24 protein-coding genes are annotated in these 19601 nt (G+C 71.5%); 19 read left to right on the top strand and 5 right to left on the bottom strand.

All coding sequences use genetic code 11. The annotated features are described in order from the left end of the window. Positions 1–30: 30 nt before the first annotated feature. Entirely contained in the window at positions 31–432 is a 402-nt protein-coding gene (locus ACIG3E_RS28935; RefSeq protein WP_399622556.1) for a MarR family transcriptional regulator, read from the bottom strand. Between the two features lie 232 nt (positions 433–664). Here ACIG3E_RS28935 and ACIG3E_RS28930 point away from each other — a divergent pair, with 232 nt between their 5' ends. The 6 genes from ACIG3E_RS28930 to ACIG3E_RS28905 all read left to right on the top strand — a co-directional run bounded on the left by ACIG3E_RS28930 (position 665) and on the right by ACIG3E_RS28905 (position 4738). Further along, positions 665–1048 (top strand): hypothetical protein, encoded by a 384-nt coding sequence (locus ACIG3E_RS28930; protein ID WP_399622353.1) that lies wholly within the window; start codon positions 665–667, stop codon positions 1046–1048. A 73-nt stretch (positions 1049–1121) separates the two neighbouring features. Then, positions 1122–1958 carry an alpha/beta fold hydrolase gene (locus tag ACIG3E_RS28925; RefSeq protein ID WP_399622351.1) on the top strand — a complete coding sequence of 279 codons (837 nt, stop codon included), beginning with the start codon at positions 1122–1124 and terminating at the stop codon, positions 1956–1958. A gap of 47 nt (positions 1959–2005) precedes the next feature. Further along, complete coding sequence (locus tag ACIG3E_RS28920) at positions 2006–2476, top strand: GNAT family N-acetyltransferase (RefSeq protein ID WP_399622349.1); 471 nt, start codon at positions 2006–2008, stop codon at positions 2474–2476. A gap of 106 nt (positions 2477–2582) precedes the next feature. Then, positions 2583–3269 (top strand): GAF and ANTAR domain-containing protein, encoded by a 687-nt coding sequence (locus ACIG3E_RS28915; RefSeq protein WP_399622348.1) that lies wholly within the window; start codon positions 2583–2585, stop codon positions 3267–3269. 483 nt (positions 3270–3752) lie between these two features. Beyond that, on the top strand, positions 3753–4283 hold the full coding sequence (locus tag ACIG3E_RS28910) for a MarR family winged helix-turn-helix transcriptional regulator (protein WP_399622346.1): 531 nt from the start codon (positions 3753–3755) through the stop codon (positions 4281–4283). Beyond that, positions 4280–4738 (top strand): MarR family transcriptional regulator, encoded by a 459-nt coding sequence (locus tag ACIG3E_RS28905; RefSeq protein WP_399622344.1) that lies wholly within the window; start codon positions 4280–4282, stop codon positions 4736–4738. The genes ACIG3E_RS28910 and ACIG3E_RS28905 overlap by 4 nt, the downstream gene beginning before the upstream one ends. Positions 4739–4811: 73 nt before the next feature. Here ACIG3E_RS28905 and ACIG3E_RS28900 read toward each other — a convergent pair whose 3' ends face one another. Then, complete coding sequence (locus ACIG3E_RS28900; RefSeq protein ID WP_399622342.1) at positions 4812–5234, bottom strand: DUF6299 family protein; 423 nt, start codon at positions 5232–5234, stop codon at positions 4812–4814. A 292-nt stretch (positions 5235–5526) separates the two neighbouring features. On the opposite strand from ACIG3E_RS28900, the gene ACIG3E_RS28895 reads away from it, so the two are divergent. From ACIG3E_RS28895 to ACIG3E_RS28880, 4 genes are all read left to right on the top strand, one after another. Next, positions 5527–6180, top strand: coding sequence for a DNA alkylation repair protein (locus tag ACIG3E_RS28895; protein ID WP_399622555.1), 654 nt, complete (start codon positions 5527–5529; stop codon positions 6178–6180). Positions 6181–6310: 130 nt separating this feature from the next. Continuing rightward, positions 6311–6634: a hypothetical protein gene (locus ACIG3E_RS28890; protein ID WP_399622340.1), complete on the top strand. Its 324-nt coding sequence runs from the start codon at positions 6311–6313 to the stop codon at positions 6632–6634. 257 nt (positions 6635–6891) lie between these two features. After that, positions 6892–7191 (top strand): hypothetical protein, encoded by a 300-nt coding sequence (locus ACIG3E_RS28885; RefSeq protein WP_399622338.1) that lies wholly within the window; start codon positions 6892–6894, stop codon positions 7189–7191. A gap of 639 nt (positions 7192–7830) precedes the next feature. Further along, on the top strand, positions 7831–8529 hold the full coding sequence (locus ACIG3E_RS28880; protein ID WP_399622336.1) for a LuxR C-terminal-related transcriptional regulator: 699 nt from the start codon (positions 7831–7833) through the stop codon (positions 8527–8529). Here ACIG3E_RS28880 and ACIG3E_RS28875 read toward each other — a convergent pair. Next, complete coding sequence (locus ACIG3E_RS28875; RefSeq protein ID WP_399622335.1) at positions 8496–9164, bottom strand: TetR/AcrR family transcriptional regulator; 669 nt, start codon at positions 9162–9164, stop codon at positions 8496–8498. The genes ACIG3E_RS28880 and ACIG3E_RS28875 overlap by 34 nt on opposite strands. 24 nt (positions 9165–9188) lie before the next feature. On the opposite strand from ACIG3E_RS28875, the gene ACIG3E_RS28870 reads away from it, so the two are divergent. The 7 genes from ACIG3E_RS28870 to ACIG3E_RS28840 all read left to right on the top strand — a co-directional run bounded on the left by ACIG3E_RS28870 (position 9189) and on the right by ACIG3E_RS28840 (position 15211). Further along, a complete protein-coding gene (locus tag ACIG3E_RS28870) occupies positions 9189–9602 on the top strand; it encodes a PaaI family thioesterase (protein ID WP_399622333.1) in 414 nt (137 codons plus the stop codon). A 179-nt stretch (positions 9603–9781) separates the two neighbouring features. Then, complete coding sequence (locus tag ACIG3E_RS28865; RefSeq protein WP_399622331.1) at positions 9782–10519, top strand: Phenylacetic acid catabolic protein; 738 nt, start codon at positions 9782–9784, stop codon at positions 10517–10519. 75 nt (positions 10520–10594) lie between these two features. Beyond that, entirely contained in the window at positions 10595–11389 is a 795-nt protein-coding gene (locus ACIG3E_RS28860; RefSeq protein ID WP_399622329.1) for a hypothetical protein, read from the top strand. 83 nt (positions 11390–11472) lie between these two features. Further along, positions 11473–12549 carry a Leu/Phe/Val dehydrogenase gene (locus ACIG3E_RS28855; protein ID WP_399622327.1) on the top strand — a complete coding sequence of 359 codons (1077 nt, stop codon included), beginning with the start codon at positions 11473–11475 and terminating at the stop codon, positions 12547–12549. 76 nt (positions 12550–12625) lie between these two features. Then, entirely contained in the window at positions 12626–13231 is a 606-nt protein-coding gene (locus tag ACIG3E_RS28850) for a nitroreductase (RefSeq protein ID WP_399622326.1), read from the top strand. A 78-nt stretch (positions 13232–13309) separates the two neighbouring features. Then, the gene (locus ACIG3E_RS28845; RefSeq protein WP_399622325.1) at positions 13310–13876 is read left to right on the top strand and encodes a DUF4291 domain-containing protein; all 567 of its coding nucleotides are present in this window, start codon (positions 13310–13312) and stop codon (positions 13874–13876) included. A gap of 90 nt (positions 13877–13966) precedes the next feature. Next, the gene (locus ACIG3E_RS28840) at positions 13967–15211 is read left to right on the top strand and encodes a styrene monooxygenase/indole monooxygenase family protein (RefSeq protein WP_399622323.1); all 1245 of its coding nucleotides are present in this window, start codon (positions 13967–13969) and stop codon (positions 15209–15211) included. Here ACIG3E_RS28840 and ACIG3E_RS28835 read toward each other — a convergent pair. Then, entirely contained in the window at positions 15187–16095 is a 909-nt protein-coding gene (locus tag ACIG3E_RS28835; protein ID WP_399622322.1) for a helix-turn-helix transcriptional regulator, read from the bottom strand. The two genes, ACIG3E_RS28840 and ACIG3E_RS28835, sit on opposite strands and share 25 nt — an antisense overlap. A 98-nt stretch (positions 16096–16193) precedes the next feature. On the opposite strand from ACIG3E_RS28835, the gene ACIG3E_RS28830 reads away from it, so the two are divergent. Together ACIG3E_RS28830 and ACIG3E_RS28825 are read left to right on the top strand one after the other, a co-directional pair. Then, entirely contained in the window at positions 16194–16994 is an 801-nt protein-coding gene (locus tag ACIG3E_RS28830) for an NAD(P)H-dependent oxidoreductase (protein WP_399622320.1), read from the top strand. 169 nt (positions 16995–17163) lie between these two features. Beyond that, the gene (locus ACIG3E_RS28825) at positions 17164–18336 is read left to right on the top strand and encodes a serine hydrolase domain-containing protein (RefSeq protein ID WP_399622318.1); all 1173 of its coding nucleotides are present in this window, start codon (positions 17164–17166) and stop codon (positions 18334–18336) included. 151 nt (positions 18337–18487) lie between these two features. On the opposite strand, the gene ACIG3E_RS28820 is transcribed toward ACIG3E_RS28825, so the two are convergent. Then, positions 18488–19411, bottom strand: coding sequence for an endo-beta-N-acetylglucosaminidase H (locus ACIG3E_RS28820; RefSeq protein WP_399622316.1), 924 nt, complete (start codon positions 19409–19411; stop codon positions 18488–18490). Positions 19412–19601: the final 190 nt, after the last annotated feature.

Here is a 19601-nt window from a genome sequence, read left to right as displayed (position 1 = left end):
CAGGACGACTCACGGCCTACGGCTCACGGCTCACGGCTCACGGCTCACGGCCGCCTCGTACGCCAGGAGCGTATCGACGAACATCCGCCGCTGATCCGGCGTCAGCGGAGCCAGCGCCGTGCGCCACGCGGCGGCTCCGGGGGCGAGCCACGCGGCGATCGCCTCCTGGTGCTCGGGCGCGATGGCGATGATCCGGCGGCGCCGGTCGGCCTCGTCCTCGCGGCGTTCCAGGATGCCCTTCCGGCTGAGGTCACCGACCAGCAGGCTCGCCGTGGTCGGGGCGATCTCCAGCCGCGAGGCCAACGCATTGACGGTCAGCGGCCCGTCGAAGAGGAGGTAGGAGAGCAGCGAGAGATGACGCGGCGCGAGGGCGAAGGACCGCAGCGCCTCCGGTACGGGGATCTTCTTGGCCCGGCCCACCATCCGGGGCATGAGCAGCAACAGGGACCGTACGGCGTCATCGACTCCCCCCGGCGCCACCTCCGGCCCCGGCTCACCGCCCGCCTCACTCGCGCCCCGCTCGCCGCCGCCACGCGTCTTGGACGCCTTGGACACCTCGGACGCCGCCATCCCACACTCCACCATTTACCTTTGATGACAAAGCTGTTTTACTAACAGAGCCAACCCCACTCCATCGTACGCACAGCATGAACGGAGCCTCCCCATGCCTCACTTCAGCGTGCACATCCGCGAGGAAGCCCTCGACGGCACGGTCGAACCGAAGCTCATCAGCGCCCTGACCGACGCGGTCGGTGAGGTCTACGGCGCCGACTTCCGCCGCCTGGTCGGCGTCGACCTGATCGGCATCCCCCAGGGCCGCCGCGGCATCGGCGGCGTCCCGACCGACCAGGACGCGCCGCTCGTCACCCTCAGCATGCGCGAGGCCGCGTACCACGTCCCGGAGATACCGGACGCCCCCGCACGCCTGGTCACCGCCATCACCGACGCGATGGCCGACGTCCTGGGCGAGGACATCCGGCGCCAGACCATCGTGACCATCGCCGGGGTCCCGGAGGGCCGCACCGGGGTGGCCGGGGCGATCGCCTGACCCGAGGCAGGGGCCCGGGCCCGAGCATCCAATCCACTTGCCCGCCCCGCCCGCCCCTGACAAGGTCGCGCCCATGCCTACGTTCTCCTCGTACGACGGAACCAAGATCGCTTACCACGTGTCCGGTGCCGGGTCGCCGCTGGTCTGCCTGCCCGGTGGCATGCGGGACTCCGTCTACCTCGGCGATCTCGGTGGGCTCTCCGCGCACCGGGAGCTGGTCACGCTCGACCTGCGCGGCACCGGCAGGTCCGAGGTCCCGGCGGACCTCGGCAGCTGCCGCAGCGACCGGCTCGTCGCGGACGTCGAGGCGCTGCGCGAGCACCTCGGCCTGGAGACCATGGACCTGCTCGCGCACTGCGCGGGCGCGAACGTGGCGATTCAGTACGCGAGCGAGCACCCGGACCGCGTCGGCACGCTCACCCTGATCACGCCGAGCGTCCTGGCCGTCGGCATCGAGATCAGCGCGGACGTGCGCCGCAGGACCGCGCGGCTGCGCGCCGACGAGCCCTGGTTCCCGGAGGCGTACGCGGCCCTGGAGGCGATCACGGCGGGGCGGGCGACGGGCGGCTCCTGGGAGGCCATCGCCCCCTTCCTGCACGGCCGGTGGGACGAGGCCGCGCAGGCCCTCCAGGCCGCCGACGCCGAGCAGAAGAACAGCGAGGTCGTCCGGGCCTTCAGCGCGGAGGGCGCCTTCCGTCCGGCCGAGACCCGCGTGGCGCTCGCCCGGTTCACCGCGCCGGTCCTGCTGCTCGCCGGGGAGGTGGACCTCAACTCCCCGCCCCCGGCCATGACCGAGCTCGCCGCGCTGTTCCCGCGCGCCGAGCTGGTGACGCAGCCGGGCGCGGGGCACCACCCGTGGCTCGACGACGCGCAGCGCTTCGTGGACACCGTAACGGCGTTCCTGGACTGACAAGACACCCCTTGCCGTAAGAACTCACCACGCCATAGGGTCATTACATGTCGCGTATACGCCAGGCAGTGGGGGACGACGTCCCGGAGCTCGTGCGCCTGCGGGCGCTGCTGTTCGAGACCCTCGGCGGTGAGTTCTTCAACCCCACGGCAGAGGACGAGGAGTGGCGACACCACCTCGCCACGGTCCTCAAGGAACAGGTGGGTTCGGACGCCGTACGCATCCTGGTCGTGGAGGGCGACGACGGGCTCGCCGCCTGCGGCATCGGCACCATCGAGCAGCGGCTGCCGGGCCCGCACCTGCGCAACGGACGGATCGGCTTCGTCCTCGGCGTGGTCACCGACCCCGCCCACCGGCGGCGCGGCCACAGCCGCGCGATCATGCGGGGGCTGCTCGACTGGTTCCGCGAGCAGGGAGCCGCCCGCGTCGACCTGCACGCCTCCCCCGACGGCGAGCCCCTCTACCGCGACCTCGGGTTCACCGACCACCCGGACCCCGCCCTGTACTGGCGGCCGTGACGCGTCCCTGGGACAGCGGCCGACACCGCGCGCCCCGCACACTTGTGGCGGCGCGGAAAGCTGGGTAATCGATTCATCCGGGACGTAGCCGAGACGCGGAGGCGGCATGGACTGGGCCCGGTTCGCACAGCAGATGGCGGCGCTGGCGCGGGATCTCCTGGCGCGGACATCGGTCGACGACACCCTGCGGCGCATCACCGCGTCGGCCACCGAGCTGGTGGAGGGCTGCGACGCGGCGGGCATCCTCGTCCTGCACGGCAAGGACGTGGAGACGCTCGCCCCCACCCACCAACTGGTCGTGGACAGCGACCGGCTCCAAGGGCAGGTGGGGGAAGGACCCTGCTTCGACGCCGCCCGCAGCTCCCTCGGCGCCCGGGTCTTCCGCATCGCGGACTTCAGCCAGGAACAGCCGCGCTGGCCCGCCTACGCCCCGCGGGCCCACCGGCTCGGCGTGGGCAGCATGATGGGCTTCCTGCTGTTCACCGAGGACGCGGACCTCGGCGCGCTGAACCTCTACTCCCACGAGCCCGGCGCCTTCAGCGAAGCCAGCGAGCTGGCCGGCTGGCTCCTCGCCTCCCACGCGGCGGTGGCCTTCTCCAGCGCCCGCACCCACGCCCAGATGCAGCAGGCCGTCGCCACCCGCCACGTCATCGGCGAGGCCATGGGCATCCTCATGGGAAGCCACCGCCTCACCGAGGAGCAGGCCTTCGACGTGCTGCGCCGCTACTCCCAGGAGAACAACGTCAAGCTCCGCGAGGTCGCCCGGCTCGTCTGCGAAGGGGGCGGCCCGTGACCCTCCGCGAACGGCTCCGCGGCGACGGCGCATGACGGTTCCGGTACCGGGTACCCGCAGCGGGCGGTGGCCTCCGGGTACCGAGCCCATCAGGGAATCCACGCCCCCTGGGTACCCGTCGAGGAGTGCGTCCGCAGGCCGAGTGCGCCTGCGGACGCACGCGGCCGCCACCACCCCCGGTGGCGGCCGCCGCCCCGTCGGCATCGCCTCCGTCCGGGACGCCCCCGGGCAACAGCCTGCGAAGGCCACGAAGGATCCGTGGCCTCGGACGCACACCGCGCCATACCTCCGGTCTACTCCCCCGCGCTCGGCTCCGACAGGGGCCAACCGGCCTCCGGTACGACACGAGGGCCCGGGGGCGGCGCACCGGCGCTCGGGCCGCGGCTCACCCGGCTCGACACCGTCCCGGGCCGAGGCCACAGCCGTGGCGGAACGCCCAGTAAATAGTAGCCATGGACATAGTAGCCATGTACTCTATCGGGCATGAGCAAGGGTTCACCGTGCCCCACACCCGGCTTCCTGGTATGGCGGCTCGCCAACAAATGGCGCGTCGCGGTCGATCGCGCGGTGGCCCCGCTGGGCCTCACCCACGCGCAGTACTCCTTGGTGGCGTCGCTGTACGGCATGCAGCGCGACGGTGAGCGGCCCAGTCAGCGGCGGCTCGCCGACCACACCGGCCTGGAGGCGCTGTACGTCTCGAAGCTGGCGCGCGCCCTGGAGTCGGCCGGGCTCGTCGAGCGCGCCCGCGACCCCCGCGACCCGCGCGCCGTCCAGCTCGCCCTCACCAAGGAGGGCCAGGCCGTCACCCGGCAGGCCATCGCGGTGGTCCAGGAGTTGCTCGGGCAGCTCCTCGAACCGCTCGGCGGCCTCGACGCCCCGCGCACGCGGGAGTTCACCGACGAGCTCAGAACCCTGCTCGACGCACCTCTCACCCCGGCCGCGCCGCACCCTCCGACCGCGCCGACCACTTCCGTCGTACCGAACGACGAGATCACTCAGGGGAGAACGCCATGACCACCACCGCATCCGCCGCCACCGCGCCCCTCGCCGACGCCCGCGCCCTCGGTCTGGCGCACTACGCCGCGCGCGGCGTCCTGGAGCGCGTCCTGGCCCGGCACGGCGTCACGTTCCAGCAGCAGATCACCCTGCGCGCCGCCGTCACGGCCGCTGCCCCGCGGACGCCGGAGGACCTCGTCGCACAGGTCAGGGACACCCTCAAGGCCGATCCGGCCGACATCCGCGCCACGCTCGACGAGCTGGTGGCCAAGGGGCTGCTCGTCGCGGACGGCGCGCACCTCCTTCCCACGGACGCGGGGCGCGAGCTGCTCGCCACCGCGGCAGCGGAGGCCGCCCCCTTCACCGCCCGCGTCTGGGGCGGCATACCCACCGAGGACCTGGCCGTCGCCGGGCGCGTCCTCGCCCTGGTCGCCGAGCGCGCCAACGCGGAGCTGGCGGCGCTCGACGCCTGACGTCATGGCGGTGGCCCGGCCCCGGGAGAGGGGCCGGGCCACCGCCATGACGCCGGTTGCCGTACGTCTCCGGCTAGCTCAGCTCGACCTGGGCCTCCTCGTGGGCGAGCGGCTGCGGCATCGGCAGGCCGCTCTTCGTGGACAGCTTCATCAGGTGGGCCCGCACGGTGGCCTCACCCCGCTCGTAGTGGGAACCGGTGCCCTTGCTGCTGTTGGTCCACTCGCGGACCTGGCCGTCGCAGACGGCGGCGGTGCCGCCGATGCCGGTGGACTCGTCGCCCTGGACGAGGGTGCTGCTGACGAACACCGGGCCCGGGGAGCCGTCGGGCAGGCAGCGGTACGTGCCGGAGAGCGTGATGGTGCCGTCGGCGGCGACCGTGCCGGTGCCGTTGACGGTCAGGTCGTCGAACCTGCCCGCGTGGGCGGGCGTGGCGGCGGCGAGGCCCGCGATGAGCAGGGTGTTCGCGGCGGCACCGAGGGCGAGGCGGACGCGCATGACTGGCCTTTCGGGAGGTGTGGGGGGCGGTATTGCCGCCGCCAGGCATACCGGAGGGCACCGTGTGTCTCTCGTAACCTCACTCGTTCGGGGACGAGTTGCGGGCCCGGGGGACGCATCCGCAGGCCCAGCCGCTCCCTCGCGCGGCACGGCAGGACGCCCGCCTCGCCACCCGTGGCGGATCCCCGCAGGGCCGCTCGCCGCCTTCCGGCCTAGGCTGAAAGCCGTACCTGAGGGACAGGAGACCGAGGTGGCCGAGACGACGCCGACCGGGACGACGGTCGCCGAGGTGATGGCCGAGCTGGCCGCGCTGGAGGACCCGAAGACGCGCGCGGTGAACGAGAAGCACGGCGACGACCACGGGGTGAACCTCGGCAAGCTGCGCGCGCTCGCGAAGCGCCTGAAGACCCAGCAGGAACTCGCGACCGGGCTCTGGGCCACGGACGACACCGCGGCGCGGCTGCTCGCGCTCCTGATCTGCCGCCCGAAGGCCTTCAGCCGCGACGAGCTGGACGCCATGGTGCGCGCGGCGCGCACACCCAAGGTCCACGACTGGCTCGTGAACTACGTGGTGAAGAAGAATCCGCACGCCGAGGAGCTGCGCCTTGCCTGGTCCGCCGACGCCGACCCCGTGGTCGCGAGCGCGGGCTGGGCGCTCACCACCGAACGCGTGGCGAAGAAGCCCGCGGGCCTCGACCTCGCCGGGCTCCTCGACGTCATCGAGGCGGAGATGAAGGACGCCCCCGACCGCCTGCAGTGGGCGATGAACCACTGCCTGGCCCAGATCGGCATCGAGCACCCCGCCCACCGCGCCCGCGCCATCGCCATCGGCGAGCGCCTGGGAGTGCTCAAGGACTACCCGACGTCCCCGGGCTGCACGTCTCCGTTCGCACCCGTCTGGATCACCGAGATGGTACGCCGACGCCAGGACGAGCCGACGGCTTGACGGGCGGCGCCCCCACGCGGCGGACCGAGCACGGGCCCCTCGGCGTCGCAGCTACGCACCGGTTCGGCTCCTTGGTTTCCGGCCGCGCACGTCGGACGTCGACCTCCCGCCGGTCCTGGCGTCAGGTGTCGTGGAGATCGGCGACGACCTATGGACGTACGGCCACCCCGTCGGAAGCTTCCACGCGAGGCAGTCCACGACCCTGCGCTACCAGGGCACGGATCTGCGCAGCGAGGAGCCCGACGCGCCGTGGCTGCCTCGCGCGGAGGGGCTGGTGGGCGCGGGGTGCAGCGGCAGTGCGGTGATCAATGTCCGGACCGGGGCCGTGTGCGGCATGGTCAGCACCTCCGACCCCTCCGGAAGCGTTCATCTCGCGCCCGTGGAGCAGATCCTGCGCACTGCCCCGCGGGCACGCAACGGGCCGCCCTGGGCGGCGAGTGGCCGCACGCGTTGACCGAAAGCCAGCTCGCAGGGCTCCCCCGTCCCTTTCGATCGTGTACGTCCGCCGCTACGCCGATGAGGCATCGCGCGACGAGGAGCCGGAGGCGAGTGCGGACGGGGCGGACCGGCGGTCGGCCGACAGCGGACGGGAGGGCGAGGCACAGGGACACGGCGGCACGAGTGAGCCGTCCGGCGGACGGCGCCCGCGTCAGCAGGACGGCGAGCGGATCCTGGCTGAGGCGCTGTTCGAGCTCGACGAGGACGTGTGCGGTGACGGAGTTGGCCGACCGATGGGACGAGGAGGACTCCCGGCCCGGGGTGGTTCCGGTCCGGATGGACGCCAAGGGCTTCGAGGCCGACGTGCAGCCGCTCGCCGCGATCGCCGCCGCGGACAGCGTCACCGCCCCGTCGGCGGCGTCTTCAGGGACTCGGGCAGGTCGCGCGCAGGACCCGGCCGTCACCGGCGGAGCCGTCGGCGTCGCCGGGCCACAGGAGATGGGCGCCCAGCCCCTTCCGCACCGCCCCAGCACGCCAACGCGCGCCCGCGCCGACGAGCGGACTCCACGGTAGGCGCCTGCGGGACGGGCGTGCGGCGCTTCCCCGGAATCCCGGCGGAAGGGGTGAACGGCCGCTGCCTCGAAGCGAGATCGTCCGTAACGCGCTCTCTCTTCCTTGTACCGCACACGGGGCGGGAATGACCGATTCGAGCTGGGCACCTCCCGCAATCGCCAAATCCGGAATATCTCCTTCTTATCTCCCCATGGAGGTGACCGTGTTGTACGCTCGCCGTGAGCCTGACGTCCGGCCGAGGGGTGGCATCTTGGGTGTGACGGAGGCGCTCACGCGCATGGCTGATTTTCCCCGTCGGCCCTAGCGCAGTCGGGGGTGGCCCGCATGGCCGGATACCGGCACGAAAACTCAGACGAATGAGGGGTGCGCGTCGGACAACCCGCACGCGAACCTCCACTGTGGCGCTTCGCACTCGCTCCGCACCGGTTCAGCGTTGATCGACCCGATGCCGTGAAGAACTGCGCTATGCCGACGGTTCCTGGAAATGGCTCACATTGCCGCCTTTCCCGCCCAGAGCGACGGCAATGGCGACGCATGGAAAGGTCGGCACCATCTGACCTTATTCGATCTTGTGGCCGCTCTGACGCCCGGCCTCCACAGAGGCCCTGGACGGCCATACGGGGGAAAAGGAAGCCGCACATGGCTCAGATACGACTGCTGATCGCCGATGACCGCATCGTGACCCGATCCGGTCTCGTGGCGATGAGCAGGGAAGCTCCCGGACTCGATGTGGTCGGCGTGGCCCAGGACATGCCCGGCGTCGTCACCGCCGTCGACTGTCTGGACCCCGACATCGTCCTCCTCAATCTCCGCAAACTCTCGGGGGACGGCCTGCGCCGTCTCGCCCAACTCATCGGCGCGCACGTCTCGATCATCGTGCTCTGGTGTCATGACTCCGCCGTCACCGTCCAGGACGCGTTACGGGCCAAGGTCGCCGGATTCATGGCCCTGGAGATCCTGCAGGAGGAATTCGCCAGCGTGATCGCCCTGGTCGACCGCGGCTGTGCCGCCTATCTCTTTCCGCGCGAACGCATCCGCGATATCAGCGACGCCGGTTCTACGCCGGTGCCCTCCGGGGCTATGTCGACGCTCACCTCACGGGAGAGCGACGTACTGCACCTTCTCGCGGGCGGCATGACGAACAAACAGATCGGTTCCGCCCTGCATATCGCGGAGAACACGGTGAAGAAACACGTGCATCGCGCGATGGGAAAGTTATCTGCTTCTAGTCGCGTGGAAGCCGCGCTCCTCGTATCCCGGCTCGGCCCGCTGGATGAGACGGCCCGCGGCCGCGCCGCCGCGGGTCAGCAGAGAAGCGATTTGAGCAGCACCTCATAGGTCCGTCCGGCGCTGACGACCGTCGCGGGGCCCGTCATCGCGACCTCGTGGCCGAGGGACGTCAGGGCGCCCAGCAGTACGAGCGCGAGCTGGCGGGACCCGTCGGCGCCCGCCTCCGCGCCGCCGGGGCCGCCACGCTCGAGGCGGGCCCGCTCCACCAGGCGGATCGTCGACGACAGCCACCACTGCTCGTCGATCCGGCGCCACCGCTCGTAGCCGAGGACCGCGGGCGCGTCGAGCAGGAGCAGTCGGGCGACCGCGGGGTCGGCGCAGAAGCCGAGGAACTCCAGGCCGGAGCGCAGGAGAAGCGGGACGGGCGCCCCCTCGACGGCCCGCCCCGCCCCACGGCCTCCGACGGCCCGGCCCGCCCCACGGGCCGCCCCCGCACCGACCTCCTCCCCAGACCGGATCCGCGCGGCGAGCTCCCGGTGGATGTCGTGCACGGCATCCACCAGCAGCGCCTCCTTGCCCGGCCAGTGGTGGTACAGCGCCCCGGTCGTGAGCCCGGCGCTCCGCGCGATCTCCGCGATGGTCGTGGCGGAGTACCCGCGCTCACCGAACAACTGACGTGCCGTGGCGACGAGTTGGGCCCTGGTGGCCTCGGTGCGCTCTGCGTTGGATCTGCGCGGCGACATACCGAACGATGCTATGTTCCTTCGATGATGGATGTCGACGCGGCCCAAGCTGTCCTCGATAACAGCCCCTTCGGCCCCTGGTGGGGATTCAGGGTGGAGGCCGTCACCAAGGGGCACGCCAAGGTCTCGCTCCCCCAGCGCCCCGAACTCTTCCGCCCCGGCGGCGTCCTGCAGGGCGGATGCGCCATGACGCTCGCCGACGTGACCTGCTGGATCGCGATCATGTCGCTGTTCGGCGAGGACGACCCATCCGTCACCCAGCAGATGACGACGAGCTTCCTCGGCCCGGCCCGCACCGACCTGATCTGCGAGTCCACCATCGTCAGGCCCGGCCGCCTGATCGTCTACGGCACGGCCGAGACGACCGACACGGCGGGCAAGCTCGTCTCCCACCACACCCTCACCTACATCCGGCCACCGCGGCGCGAGGGCGCCTGAGGCCCGGCACTCCCCCGACCCGCCGGGCCCGAGCCGGGCCCCGGAATGCGCCCGGAGTACCACCAAAGAGCCACCGGAATACCCCCATCGTGCCCCAGCGATATGGCCCCAACGTGGCCTGTCGACCTCGCGAGTCGGCCGGATAGTCTCCATTTCTCGGCTACCCGGAGGAGATTCGTATGGGAGACGTCTTTTCGGAGACTGTAAACCTGGAGAGTGTCGGTGAACTCCCCGAGGAATACCACGAGGTACTGACACACCAGATGCTCGCCAATGGCGAGGGCGAGCTGAGTGCAGGCGACACCTACGTCGATTCGTTCTATCCCCTCGCGCCCAATGCCGACGAGCGCTATGTGTGCCTCAAGTTCGGCATGGAAGAGGTGGACCATTTCCGCCGCTTCGCCAAGCTGCTCACGCCGCTCGGCATCGACACCTCGCACATGGTGAACCAGGCCGTGGCCGACCGGCGCTATTTCCCGGCCGAGAGCATGACCACCCAGGTCACCGTCTGGGAGGAGCGCGCCGCGTTCAGCTTCCTCTGCGAGCTCGAAGGCCACTTCCAGATCAAGGAAATGACCACGAGCACCTACGGGCCGCTGCGCGTCGAGGCCGACGCGATCCTCAAGGAGGAGGCCCGGCACTTCGGCTACGGCAAGCGCCTGATGCAGGAGGCCTACGACACGGGCGGCCAGGCCCGTGACCGGGCACAGAAGGCGCTGGACAAGTTCTACCCGATGGCGCTCGACATGTTCGGGCGGCCCGACTCCCGGCGCGGCCGCCTCGCCGTCAAGTGGGGTCTGCGCCAGCACGACAACGGCGAGCTGCGCGAGCTCTACAAGGCCGCGATCGCCCAGCACATCGAGAAGATCGGCTTCTCCGTGCCCAAGATCGACCCCTCCCAACTGCTGTACGCCTGAGCGGCGTCGGCCCGCCCTCCCCGGCGCATCCGCGCTTCCCCGCGGGCCCCATCCACCTCACCGGAGTAGGAATCGATGACGACGACCGACACGCTGATCGACCGGATCAAGACGCACCGCGTCTTCGACCACCCCCTCTACGACCACTGGGCCGCGCGGCCCCCGACAGCCGAGGTCTCGGGCGCCCTCTTCCACCAGGTGCAGTCGTTCTGCGCCTCCACCCGCCCCGGCGGCGACTTCCCCACCGCGCTGCGGGGCATCGGCTGGGACGAGCAGGCCGTCCTCATCGAGGAGATCGTCGACAGCGAGTCCGGCCACGGCCCCGAACTCGCGACGATGGCGGGCCACATCGTCAACCGCACCGGCGCCCCCGTCTTCGACGACGTGTACGACACCGAGCGGGTCGAGGCCTGGCTCAAGGAGTCGTCGGACCGGCTGCTCGCCGGGCTGCCCGGGTACGACCGCGAGACTGGTCTGACGGCTCAGGCCACGGCCGCCATCGAGGTGTTCAAGCGCCGCTTCTCCTCCGACGCCGACACCACCGTCCGCAACCTGGGCACGGCCCTCGCGCTTGAGATCATCTCCAACCAGTCCCTGATCCCCGGCGAGAAGCGCGCCCTCATCGACTCCGGTCACTACAAGACCGACCTCGAAGAGCCGGAAATGCACTACATGGCGGAGCACTGGGGCGACGCGGGTGCCGAGCAGCAGCACGAGGCGAATGTGATCCAGGCCGTGTCGTCCGTCATGGACGCGTCGAACAGCGACCAGATCGCCCAGGGCGTGGAGGACTTCCTGGAATCGCTCTGCGCGCTGTGGGACGTCCTGGACGCGGCACTGCTCTCGTCAGGACTTCAGCCGACCGAATAGTTCACTGCCGGACGGGCCGGCGGTTCACGCCTGACGGCGGGGCCGCCGGTCCGGCCGTACCGGACGGAATTCTGGGGTGGGTCATGAGTGTTTTCGACGAAATCGACGGCCACGAGCAAGTTCTTTTCAGTACCGGCCCCGGAGGGCTCCGGTGCGTCATCGCCATTCATTCGACGCTGCTCGGCCCCGCGCTCGGCGGCGTCCGCTTTCTTCCCTACCGTGACGAAGACCAGGCGATCAGCGACGCGTTGCGGCTTTCCCGGGCCATGACGTACAAGGCGGCGTGCGCGGGACTCGACATCGGGGGCGGAAAGGCCGTCATCTTCGGCGGCTCCGGTGTGGAGAAGTCCGAGCCGCTGCTCCGCGCCTTCGGGCAGGCCGTCGAGAGTCTTTCCGGCCGATTCATCGCCGCCTGCGACATGGGCATCACCACCGCCGACCTCCGGGTCATGCGCAAGGAGTCCCAGTGGATCCGCGGCCTCGACGCCGAGGAGGGCGGCTCCGGTGAGTCGGGGGCGATGACCGCGTACGGAGTGAGCCTCGGCATCCGCGCGTGTCTGCGGCACCTCGACGGCGACGAGAGCCTGGAGGGCCGACACGTCGCCATCGACGGCGTCGGCAAGGTGGGCGCCCGGCTCGCGACGCTCCTCTCGGAAGGGGGCGCGCGGCTCACGGTGGCCGACATCGACCAGGAGAAGGCCGAGCAGGTGGCCCGGGCGTGCGGGGCAGAGGTCGTCAGCCGGGAGAAGCTCTACCTGCTCGACGTGGACGTCCTCAGCCCGAACGCCATCGGCAACGTCATCGACGCCGACCTCGTGGACCGGCTCCGCTGCCGGGTCGTCGCGGGCGGGGCCAACAACCAGCTCACCGCGCCGACGGTCGCGGACAGGCTCGCGGCACGCGGCATCCTCTACGCGCCGGACTTCGTCATCAACGCGCTCGGCCTGATCCAGGTGGTCGACGAACTGCACCCCGCGGGCCACGACATGGACCGGGTCAGGCAGCGCGCCGAGCTCATCCCGGAACGGCTCGGCGAGATCTTCAACCGGTCGCGGCACCTGCGGATCAGCACCGCCGCCGCGGCGATCAGCATGGCCAGGGACCGGCTCGCGGCGGTGCGGACGGTGCGGTCGTTCTGGCTGCCGCCGCGCTGCGCCTGAGCCGCTTCCCGCCCGGTACGGACCGAGGTCCCGCCCCGACGAAAGGACGCCCGACCACCATGAGGAGCGACCGCTGATGGAGTTGGAAGCCGCGATACGCACGCGCCGCAGCCAGCACCGGCTGATCGACCCCGCCCCGAGCGACGAGGAGTTCGTCGATCTGCTCGGCTGGGCCGCGACCGCGCCGGATCACGGCCACCTCCGCCCCTGGCGGTGGATCCTCGTGCGCGGCGAGAGCCGGGCGGCGCTCGGCGCGGCCTTCGCGTCCGGTGCCGCCGACGCGGAGGCCGTCCAGCGCGAGGCGCGCAAGCCGCTGCGCGCCCCGCTCCTCGCCACCCTGGTCCTCGTCCCGCAGCGCAACCACCGCGTACCGGACTGGGAGCAGCTCGCCGCGAGCAGCGCCATGGTCAACTCGCTGATGCTCCTGCTCCACGACCGCGGCTACGGCAGCATGTGGCGCACCGGCCCCTCGGTCGACTCCACCGGCCCCCGCCTGCTCCTCGACCTGGCCTCGCACGAACGCATCATCGGCTGGCTCTACGTGGGCACCCCTGACCCCACCCGCCGCTCCGTGCCCCGCACTCCGGTACCGGTCGGGCACCGGGTCTCCCTGTTCACTCCGCCCCGGCCCGCGTCGGCGGGGGCCCGCCTCGCGGAGGGGATCACCAGCCCCGTCCCGTAGCCGGGGGCCGCTCATCCGGCCCCCGCCCGGGGGAAATTGAGTCGCCGCGCCGCCGGAGCGGATGGCAGGGTGCGGCACATGTCATCCCTTTACCAGATTCGTGCCGACTACGACGCACGCACGATCGTGCTCTATCAGGCGTACTCGCCCGCGATCGCCGACCCGGCGCTGCGGGCGGGCCGCTTCGTCGCGCCGTTCTCGTTCCACCGGATGACGTGGATCAAGCCCTCGTTCCTGTGGTTGATGCACCGCAGCAACTGGGGCCGCAAGTCCGGTCAGGAGCGCGTCCTGGCCGTACGCGTGAGCCGCGAGGGCTGGGAGGAGGCGCTGTCCCAGGCCGTCCTGACGACCTCGGATCCGGCGGCCGTGGCGCGGGCGACCGTGCACGTCCAGTGGGACCCGGAGCGCTCGCCGCGCGGGGCGGCGCTGAACCACTACAGCATCCAGGTCGGCATCGGCCGCCACCTGATCCGCACGTTCACCGACGACTGGATCGTCGGCCTCACCGACCTCACCCCCCAGGTCCGCAAGGCCGCCGCCCTCATCCAGAACGGCCACGCCGCCAAGGCCCAACGCCTGTTCCCCACGGAGCGCGTCTACCCACTCCCCCGCACCCTGGAAGACCGCCTCTGCCCGCGCAAGTGAGCGCCCTCGTCGCACCTGGCTTTCGCGGTCTCTCCCGCGGGTACGACTGAGCCGTGTCGGGCCGATCGGGCCCGGGGGCAGGAGGAACAGGTGCGCAGGATCGCGATCGTGGGGGCGGGGCAAGCCGGGCTCCAGCTCGGCCTCGGGCTCCTCGGGGCGGGGTACGACGTCACGCTCGTCGCCGAGCGGCGGCCGGACGAGGTGCGCGGCGGGCGGGTCACCTCGACGCAGCTCATGTTCGGGCCCACGCTGGCGATCGAGCGGGCGGCGGGCCTCGCGTTCTGGGACGACACCGCGCCGGTGATGCCGGGCTTCGAGCTGAGCAACTGGGACCCGGAAGGCGAGCCGGACGCTCCGGTGCGGCGGTTCAGCGCGGCCTTCGACGACGAGGTGCGCTCCGTGGACCAGCGGGTGAAGCTCGCGGCCTGGCTCGAGCTGTTCGAGGAGCGCGGCGGGCGCGTCGAGTACCGCGCGGTCGGCCCCGCCGAGGTGGCCGCGCTCGCCGCGGCGCACGAACTGACCGTGCTCGCCACCGGCCGCGGCGACCTGTCGGCGCTCTTCGGCCGCGACGACGCCCGGTCCGCCTTCGACCGCCCGCAGCGCTCCCTCGCCTGCTTCTACGTGCACGGCGGCGCCCACGAGGACACCGACCCGGCGGCCGCGTACGTACGCAACACGGGTGTGCCGCCGACCGGCGACGTGATCGTGCTGCGGGCGCTCACGGTCGGCGGGCCCTGCGACATCCTGCTCTTCGAGGGGCGGTGGGGCGGGGCCTACGACTGCTGGAGCGACCGGCCCGAGCCCGCCGAAGGGCTGCGGCGGGCGCTCGGCCTGCTGCGGACGTACGCGCCCTGGGAGTACGAGCGCTTCCGTGCGGCGGAGCTCACCGACCCGGGTGCCGCCCTGTACGGCGCGGTCACCCCGGTGGTCCGCCACCCGGTGGCGCGCCTCGGCGGTGACCTGCGCGTCCTCGGCATGGCGGACGTCATCGCCGTGCACGACCCCATCACCGGGCAGGGCTCCAACAACGCGGCGCGGGCGGCGTCCCACTACCTCGCGGCCGTCGTGGAGCGGGGCGGGCGGCCGTTCGACGAGGACTGGATGCGCGAGACGTTCGCCGCGTACTGGGAGACCGCCCGGCACACGCACGCCTTCACCGACATGATGCTGCGCGATCCGCAGCCCGAGCACGTGCGCCGGGCCGTCGGGGCCGCCTTCGACCACGCGGAGACCGCCCACCGCTTCGCCAACGGCTACGCCGATCCGCTCACTTACCGCGACTGGCTGCTTGACCCGGCCGGCGCGGAGGCCTATCTAGCCCGGCTCGACACATAGTCACCGAGGCGGGCCAGGCCAGCCGCGGCCTCGCGGTCATCGCCCGCGCTGAACACGTGCACCACCATGCCCGTGACCTCGGGAGCTGCCTGGACGTGCAGCGGCTCGAAGTCCAGCGTGAGCAGCCCGGCCACCGGGTGCCGAAGGCGCTTGCGGCCCGCCTCGCACATGACGACCTCGCCGCTGTCCCAGATGCGCGCGAAGTCGGCGCTGCGGTCGGTCAGTTCGGCGATGAGGGCGGCGAGTTCCGCGTCGTCGGGGTAGCGCCCCGCGGCGACGCGCAGCTGGCCCACGGCTTCCGCGGCCCGTGGCTCCCAGTCGGGGAAGACGTCCCGGGACGCGGGGTCGAAGAAGAGGAACCGCGCGTTGTTGGGGTCGCGGCGGCCCGGCTCGGCGAGGCCACCGAGGAGTTCGGCGCCGAGGGCGTTCCACGCGACCACGTCCAGGCGGGGGTTGGTCGCGAAGGTGGGGAAGTGCGCGAGCGAGTCCAGCATGCCGCGCAGCAGGGGACTGGCCCGGATGTCGGGCGCGGGGCCGCGCCGCGCGTCGGCCAGGGTGATGAGGTGGGTGCGCTCGGCCGCGTCGAGCCCGAGGGCGCGGGCGAGCGCGTCGAGCACCTCGGGGGACGGCTGGGTGGCCCGGCCCTGTTCCAGGCGGACGTAGTAGTCCACACTGATGCCCGCGAGCTGGGCCAGTTCCTCGCGGCGCAGGCCCTGCACGCGGCGGCGCCGCCCGCCGGTGAGCCCGACGTGCTCCGGCGCGACGCGCCCCCGCCGCGCGCGCAGGAAGCCGCCGAGGGCCCGCCCGGGGTCGCCGCTGCGCTCCGCCGGGCCGCCCCCGGTGCCGGTGCCGTGCACGCGCTCGATGTGGTTCACGCCGTTCATGCGCTCCAGTATGCGTGGCCCTGCCAGTACCAGGATCGGCGATCCACTGGTTGAACAGGGTGCTGGCTGCCCGCGCCGGTCCGTACGACCGTAGAGGCATGAACACGATCACCCCGCAGCAGCCCAAGAAGATCCTCGTCGTCAGCGCCCACCCGGACGCCCGGTCCCTCAATGCCTCGCTCTCGTCCTTCGCGGTCGAGCACCTGCGTGCCGCGGGCCACGAGGTGCGGGTGTCCGACCTGTACGCGATGAAGTGGAAGGCGACCGTCGACGCCGACGACTTCCCGGAGCACGGCCCGGACGAGCGCCTCCACGTCATGGACGCCTCCGAGCGCGCCACGCTCGCGGGCCGCCTGTCCGCGGACGTCGCGGCGGAGCAGGAGAAGCTGCTGTGGTCGGACGCGGTGATCCTGCAGTTCCCGGTGTGGTGGTTCTCGGCGCCCGCGATCCTCAAGGGCTGGATCGACCGGGTGTTCACCGCCGGGTTCGCCTACGGCCCCAAGGTGGCGCCGCCCTACAGCGAGGGCCCGCTCGCGGGTCGGCGCGCCCTGCTGTCGGTGACGGCCGGGGCCAGGGAGACCTCGTTCTCCGACCGGGGCATCCACGGCCGTCTCGACGACGTCCTGCACCCGTTGCAGCACGGCCTGTTCTGGTTCACCGGGGCCCAGCCGCTCGACCCGTTCGCGGTGTACGGCTCGAACGCCATGACCGAGGAGCAGTTCGCCGCGGCGCGGGAGGCCTACGGACGGCGCCTCGACGGGCTGTTCACGGACGAGCCGGTCCCGTTCCGCACCCTGGTCGGCGGCGACTACGACCACGACATGCGGCTCCTGGACGGTGTCGAGGCGCCGGGGACGAGCGGGCTCGACCTGCATGTCCGCCCGCGCGTCGGCCAGTAGCCCGAAGGACCGCACACCGGACTGTTCACCAGAACCCTCTCAACCCCTCCGGCCCTGTCTGCGGTCTCGGTACACAAGCGGCCCTCGCGCACCTCGGGGAGTGACACCTCCGAGGCGCCTTTCGGGCCGCAGGAGTACAGACGTGCGCAGACGACGTGAGGAGAACGCAATGGCGTTACGCAAGAGCACGAAGGCAGGCGTGGTGGGCGTCGTGGCGGCCGCGCTTGCGGCCACCGCCTTCGTGGCACCCGCCCAGGCGAGACCCGACGGGCCGGGTCCGGCGGCCGGGCACGAGGCCACGCGGCGCGCGATGGACGCGGCCGTGCGCGCGGGCATCCCCGGCGTCACGGCCCAGGCCCGCGACGGCCGTGGCGTCTGGAAGGCGGCGTCGGGCGTGGGCGATCTGACGTCGGGCAAGCCGCGCGGCAAGAACGACAAGTTCCGCGCGGGCAGCATCACCAAGGCGTTCGTGGCGACGGTCCTGCTCCAGCTGGAGTCCGAGGGGAAGCTCAGCCTCGACGACACCGTCGAGCGCCACCTGCCGGGCCTCGTACGCGGCAACGGCAACGACGGCCGCAAGATCACCCTCCGGCAGCTGCTCAACCACACCAGCGGCCTGTACGACTATCTGGACGACCCCGAGTACCGCAGGACGTACCTGCAGGGCGACGGCTACCTCACCCACCGGTACGACACCCTGCCGCCCAAGAAGCACGTGCGCGTCGCGCTCTCCCACAAGCCCCTGTTCAAGCCCGGCGCCAAGCACTCGTACTCCAACACCAACTACATCCTGGCCGGGCTGATCATCGAGAGGACCACCGGCAGGACGTACGAGAGGGAGGTCCGCGACCGCATCATCGAGCCGCTGGGCCTGAAGCACACCTCCAACCCCGGCAACAGCATCCACCTGCCCCGGCCCAGCAGCCGCGGCTACTCCAAGCTGTTCCCGGCGGCGCCCGACCGGATCGACGACATCACCGAGATGAACGGCTCGCAGGGCTGGGCCGACGGCGACATCATCTCCACCGCGGGCGACCTGAACCGGTTCTACCGCGCCCTGCTGCGCGGCAAGCTCCTGCCGCCGAAGCAGCTGAAGGAGATGAAGACCACCGTCGCCACCCCGGGAGCGTCGTACACGAGGTACGGCCTCGGCATCGCCCGTCTCAAGACGAGCTGCGGTACGACGCTCTGGGGCCACGGCGGCGGCATGATCGGCTGGCTCTCCATGGTCGTCTCCACGGCGGACGGCAGCCATCAGCTCGCCTACAACTTCAACGCGGACTGGGACGCGTCACAGATGGCGAAGATCGTCGACGCCGAGTTCTGCGGCACGTCACGCTGAGGATCCCGGGGCCGGACCGCGATGGAGCGTCCGGCCCCGGGCGCACGGCGCGCCTCCGACATCGTTGTCAAAGGCGCGGCGCGCACGGTCCGCGGCCTACGGGATGGGGCACGCCCCGAGGGAGCACCGCAGGCCGGGGCGGGCGGTCGCCCTACGGCGTGTAGACGGCGTCACTGCCGTACAGCTCCCTGGTGAACGCGGAGACCTCGGCACTGCGGTCGGTGCCGTTGAGGTTGTACGTCAGATAGACGCCGTACCCCTCACTGACGGTACGGCGGGCGAGCGCGGCGGACGTGCTCTGTGAGGTCCGGCCGATCTCGACGGCGGCGGGCGAAAGCTTCGCCTTGGGCAGGGCGATGCCGGGGACCTGCCAGGATCCGTAGTACGGGTTCCAGGCGTAGTCGAACTTGGACGTGATGTCGACGCCGCCGTAGGACAGGCGCGAGGCGGCCGGGCCGATGTTGTAGAGACTGATGATCTTGTTCGGCATGTTCGCGCGCAGCGCCGTCACCAGGTGCACGAACGAACTGGCGTTGGGCTGGCCGGTTCCGTTGTTCCCGTACTCGGCGTACTCGTCGTCGAAGTCGATGCCGTCCAGGCCGTACTTGGTGACGGTGTCCGACAGCTGCTTCGCGAACGCCGAAGCCGCCTGCCGGGACGGGAAGTTGGCGAAGCCCGCGCCCTGGTGGTTGCCCAGCACCGAGAGGACGACCTTGATGCCCTTCTGCTGCAACGGCCGTATCTGCGTGGCGGCGTTGTCGAGGACGCGCTGCACGTTCTCGTTGAAGTGCAGGTACGCCGCCTTCTTGCTCGTGTCGTAGTTGATGTTCGCCGCGAAGATCACGGCGACGTCGAAGACGTTGGCGCCGCCCTTGGCGAGGGTGTACTTGCCGACGTTCAGCATGCTGTTGTCGTTCACCTCGACGTACGCCACCGAGGTCGGCCCCTGTTTCGCCGGAGCCGGAGCGGGGGCCGCCGCCGCGCCGGTCGAGGTGGTCGCACCGAAGGCGAGGGCCGCGACTGCCGAGAGCGCGAGCGCGGCCACCCGCACTCTGCTCCGTACCAGAGTGAACATCGTTGATCGGTCTCCCATCGCATGGGTCGGCGCCCGACCTGTTCGAAAGCGCCGAGTGAGCGCTCCGAGTTTTCCGCGCTGGTGACCGAATCCCAAGATTCGCACGCAATCTCTTCACGACTCCCACGCATCTCACGCCACGGAGCGACACACCTGCGCCAGGGGCCCCGCGCCCTCGGGACGGCCGGGA

Source organism: Streptomyces sp. NPDC053474 (assembly GCF_044544845.1).
Classification (GTDB): Bacteria; Actinomycetota; Actinomycetes; order Streptomycetales; family Streptomycetaceae; genus Streptomyces.
Note: the sequence above shows the minus strand (reverse complement) of the source record. Positions and strands in the feature narration are given on the sequence as shown.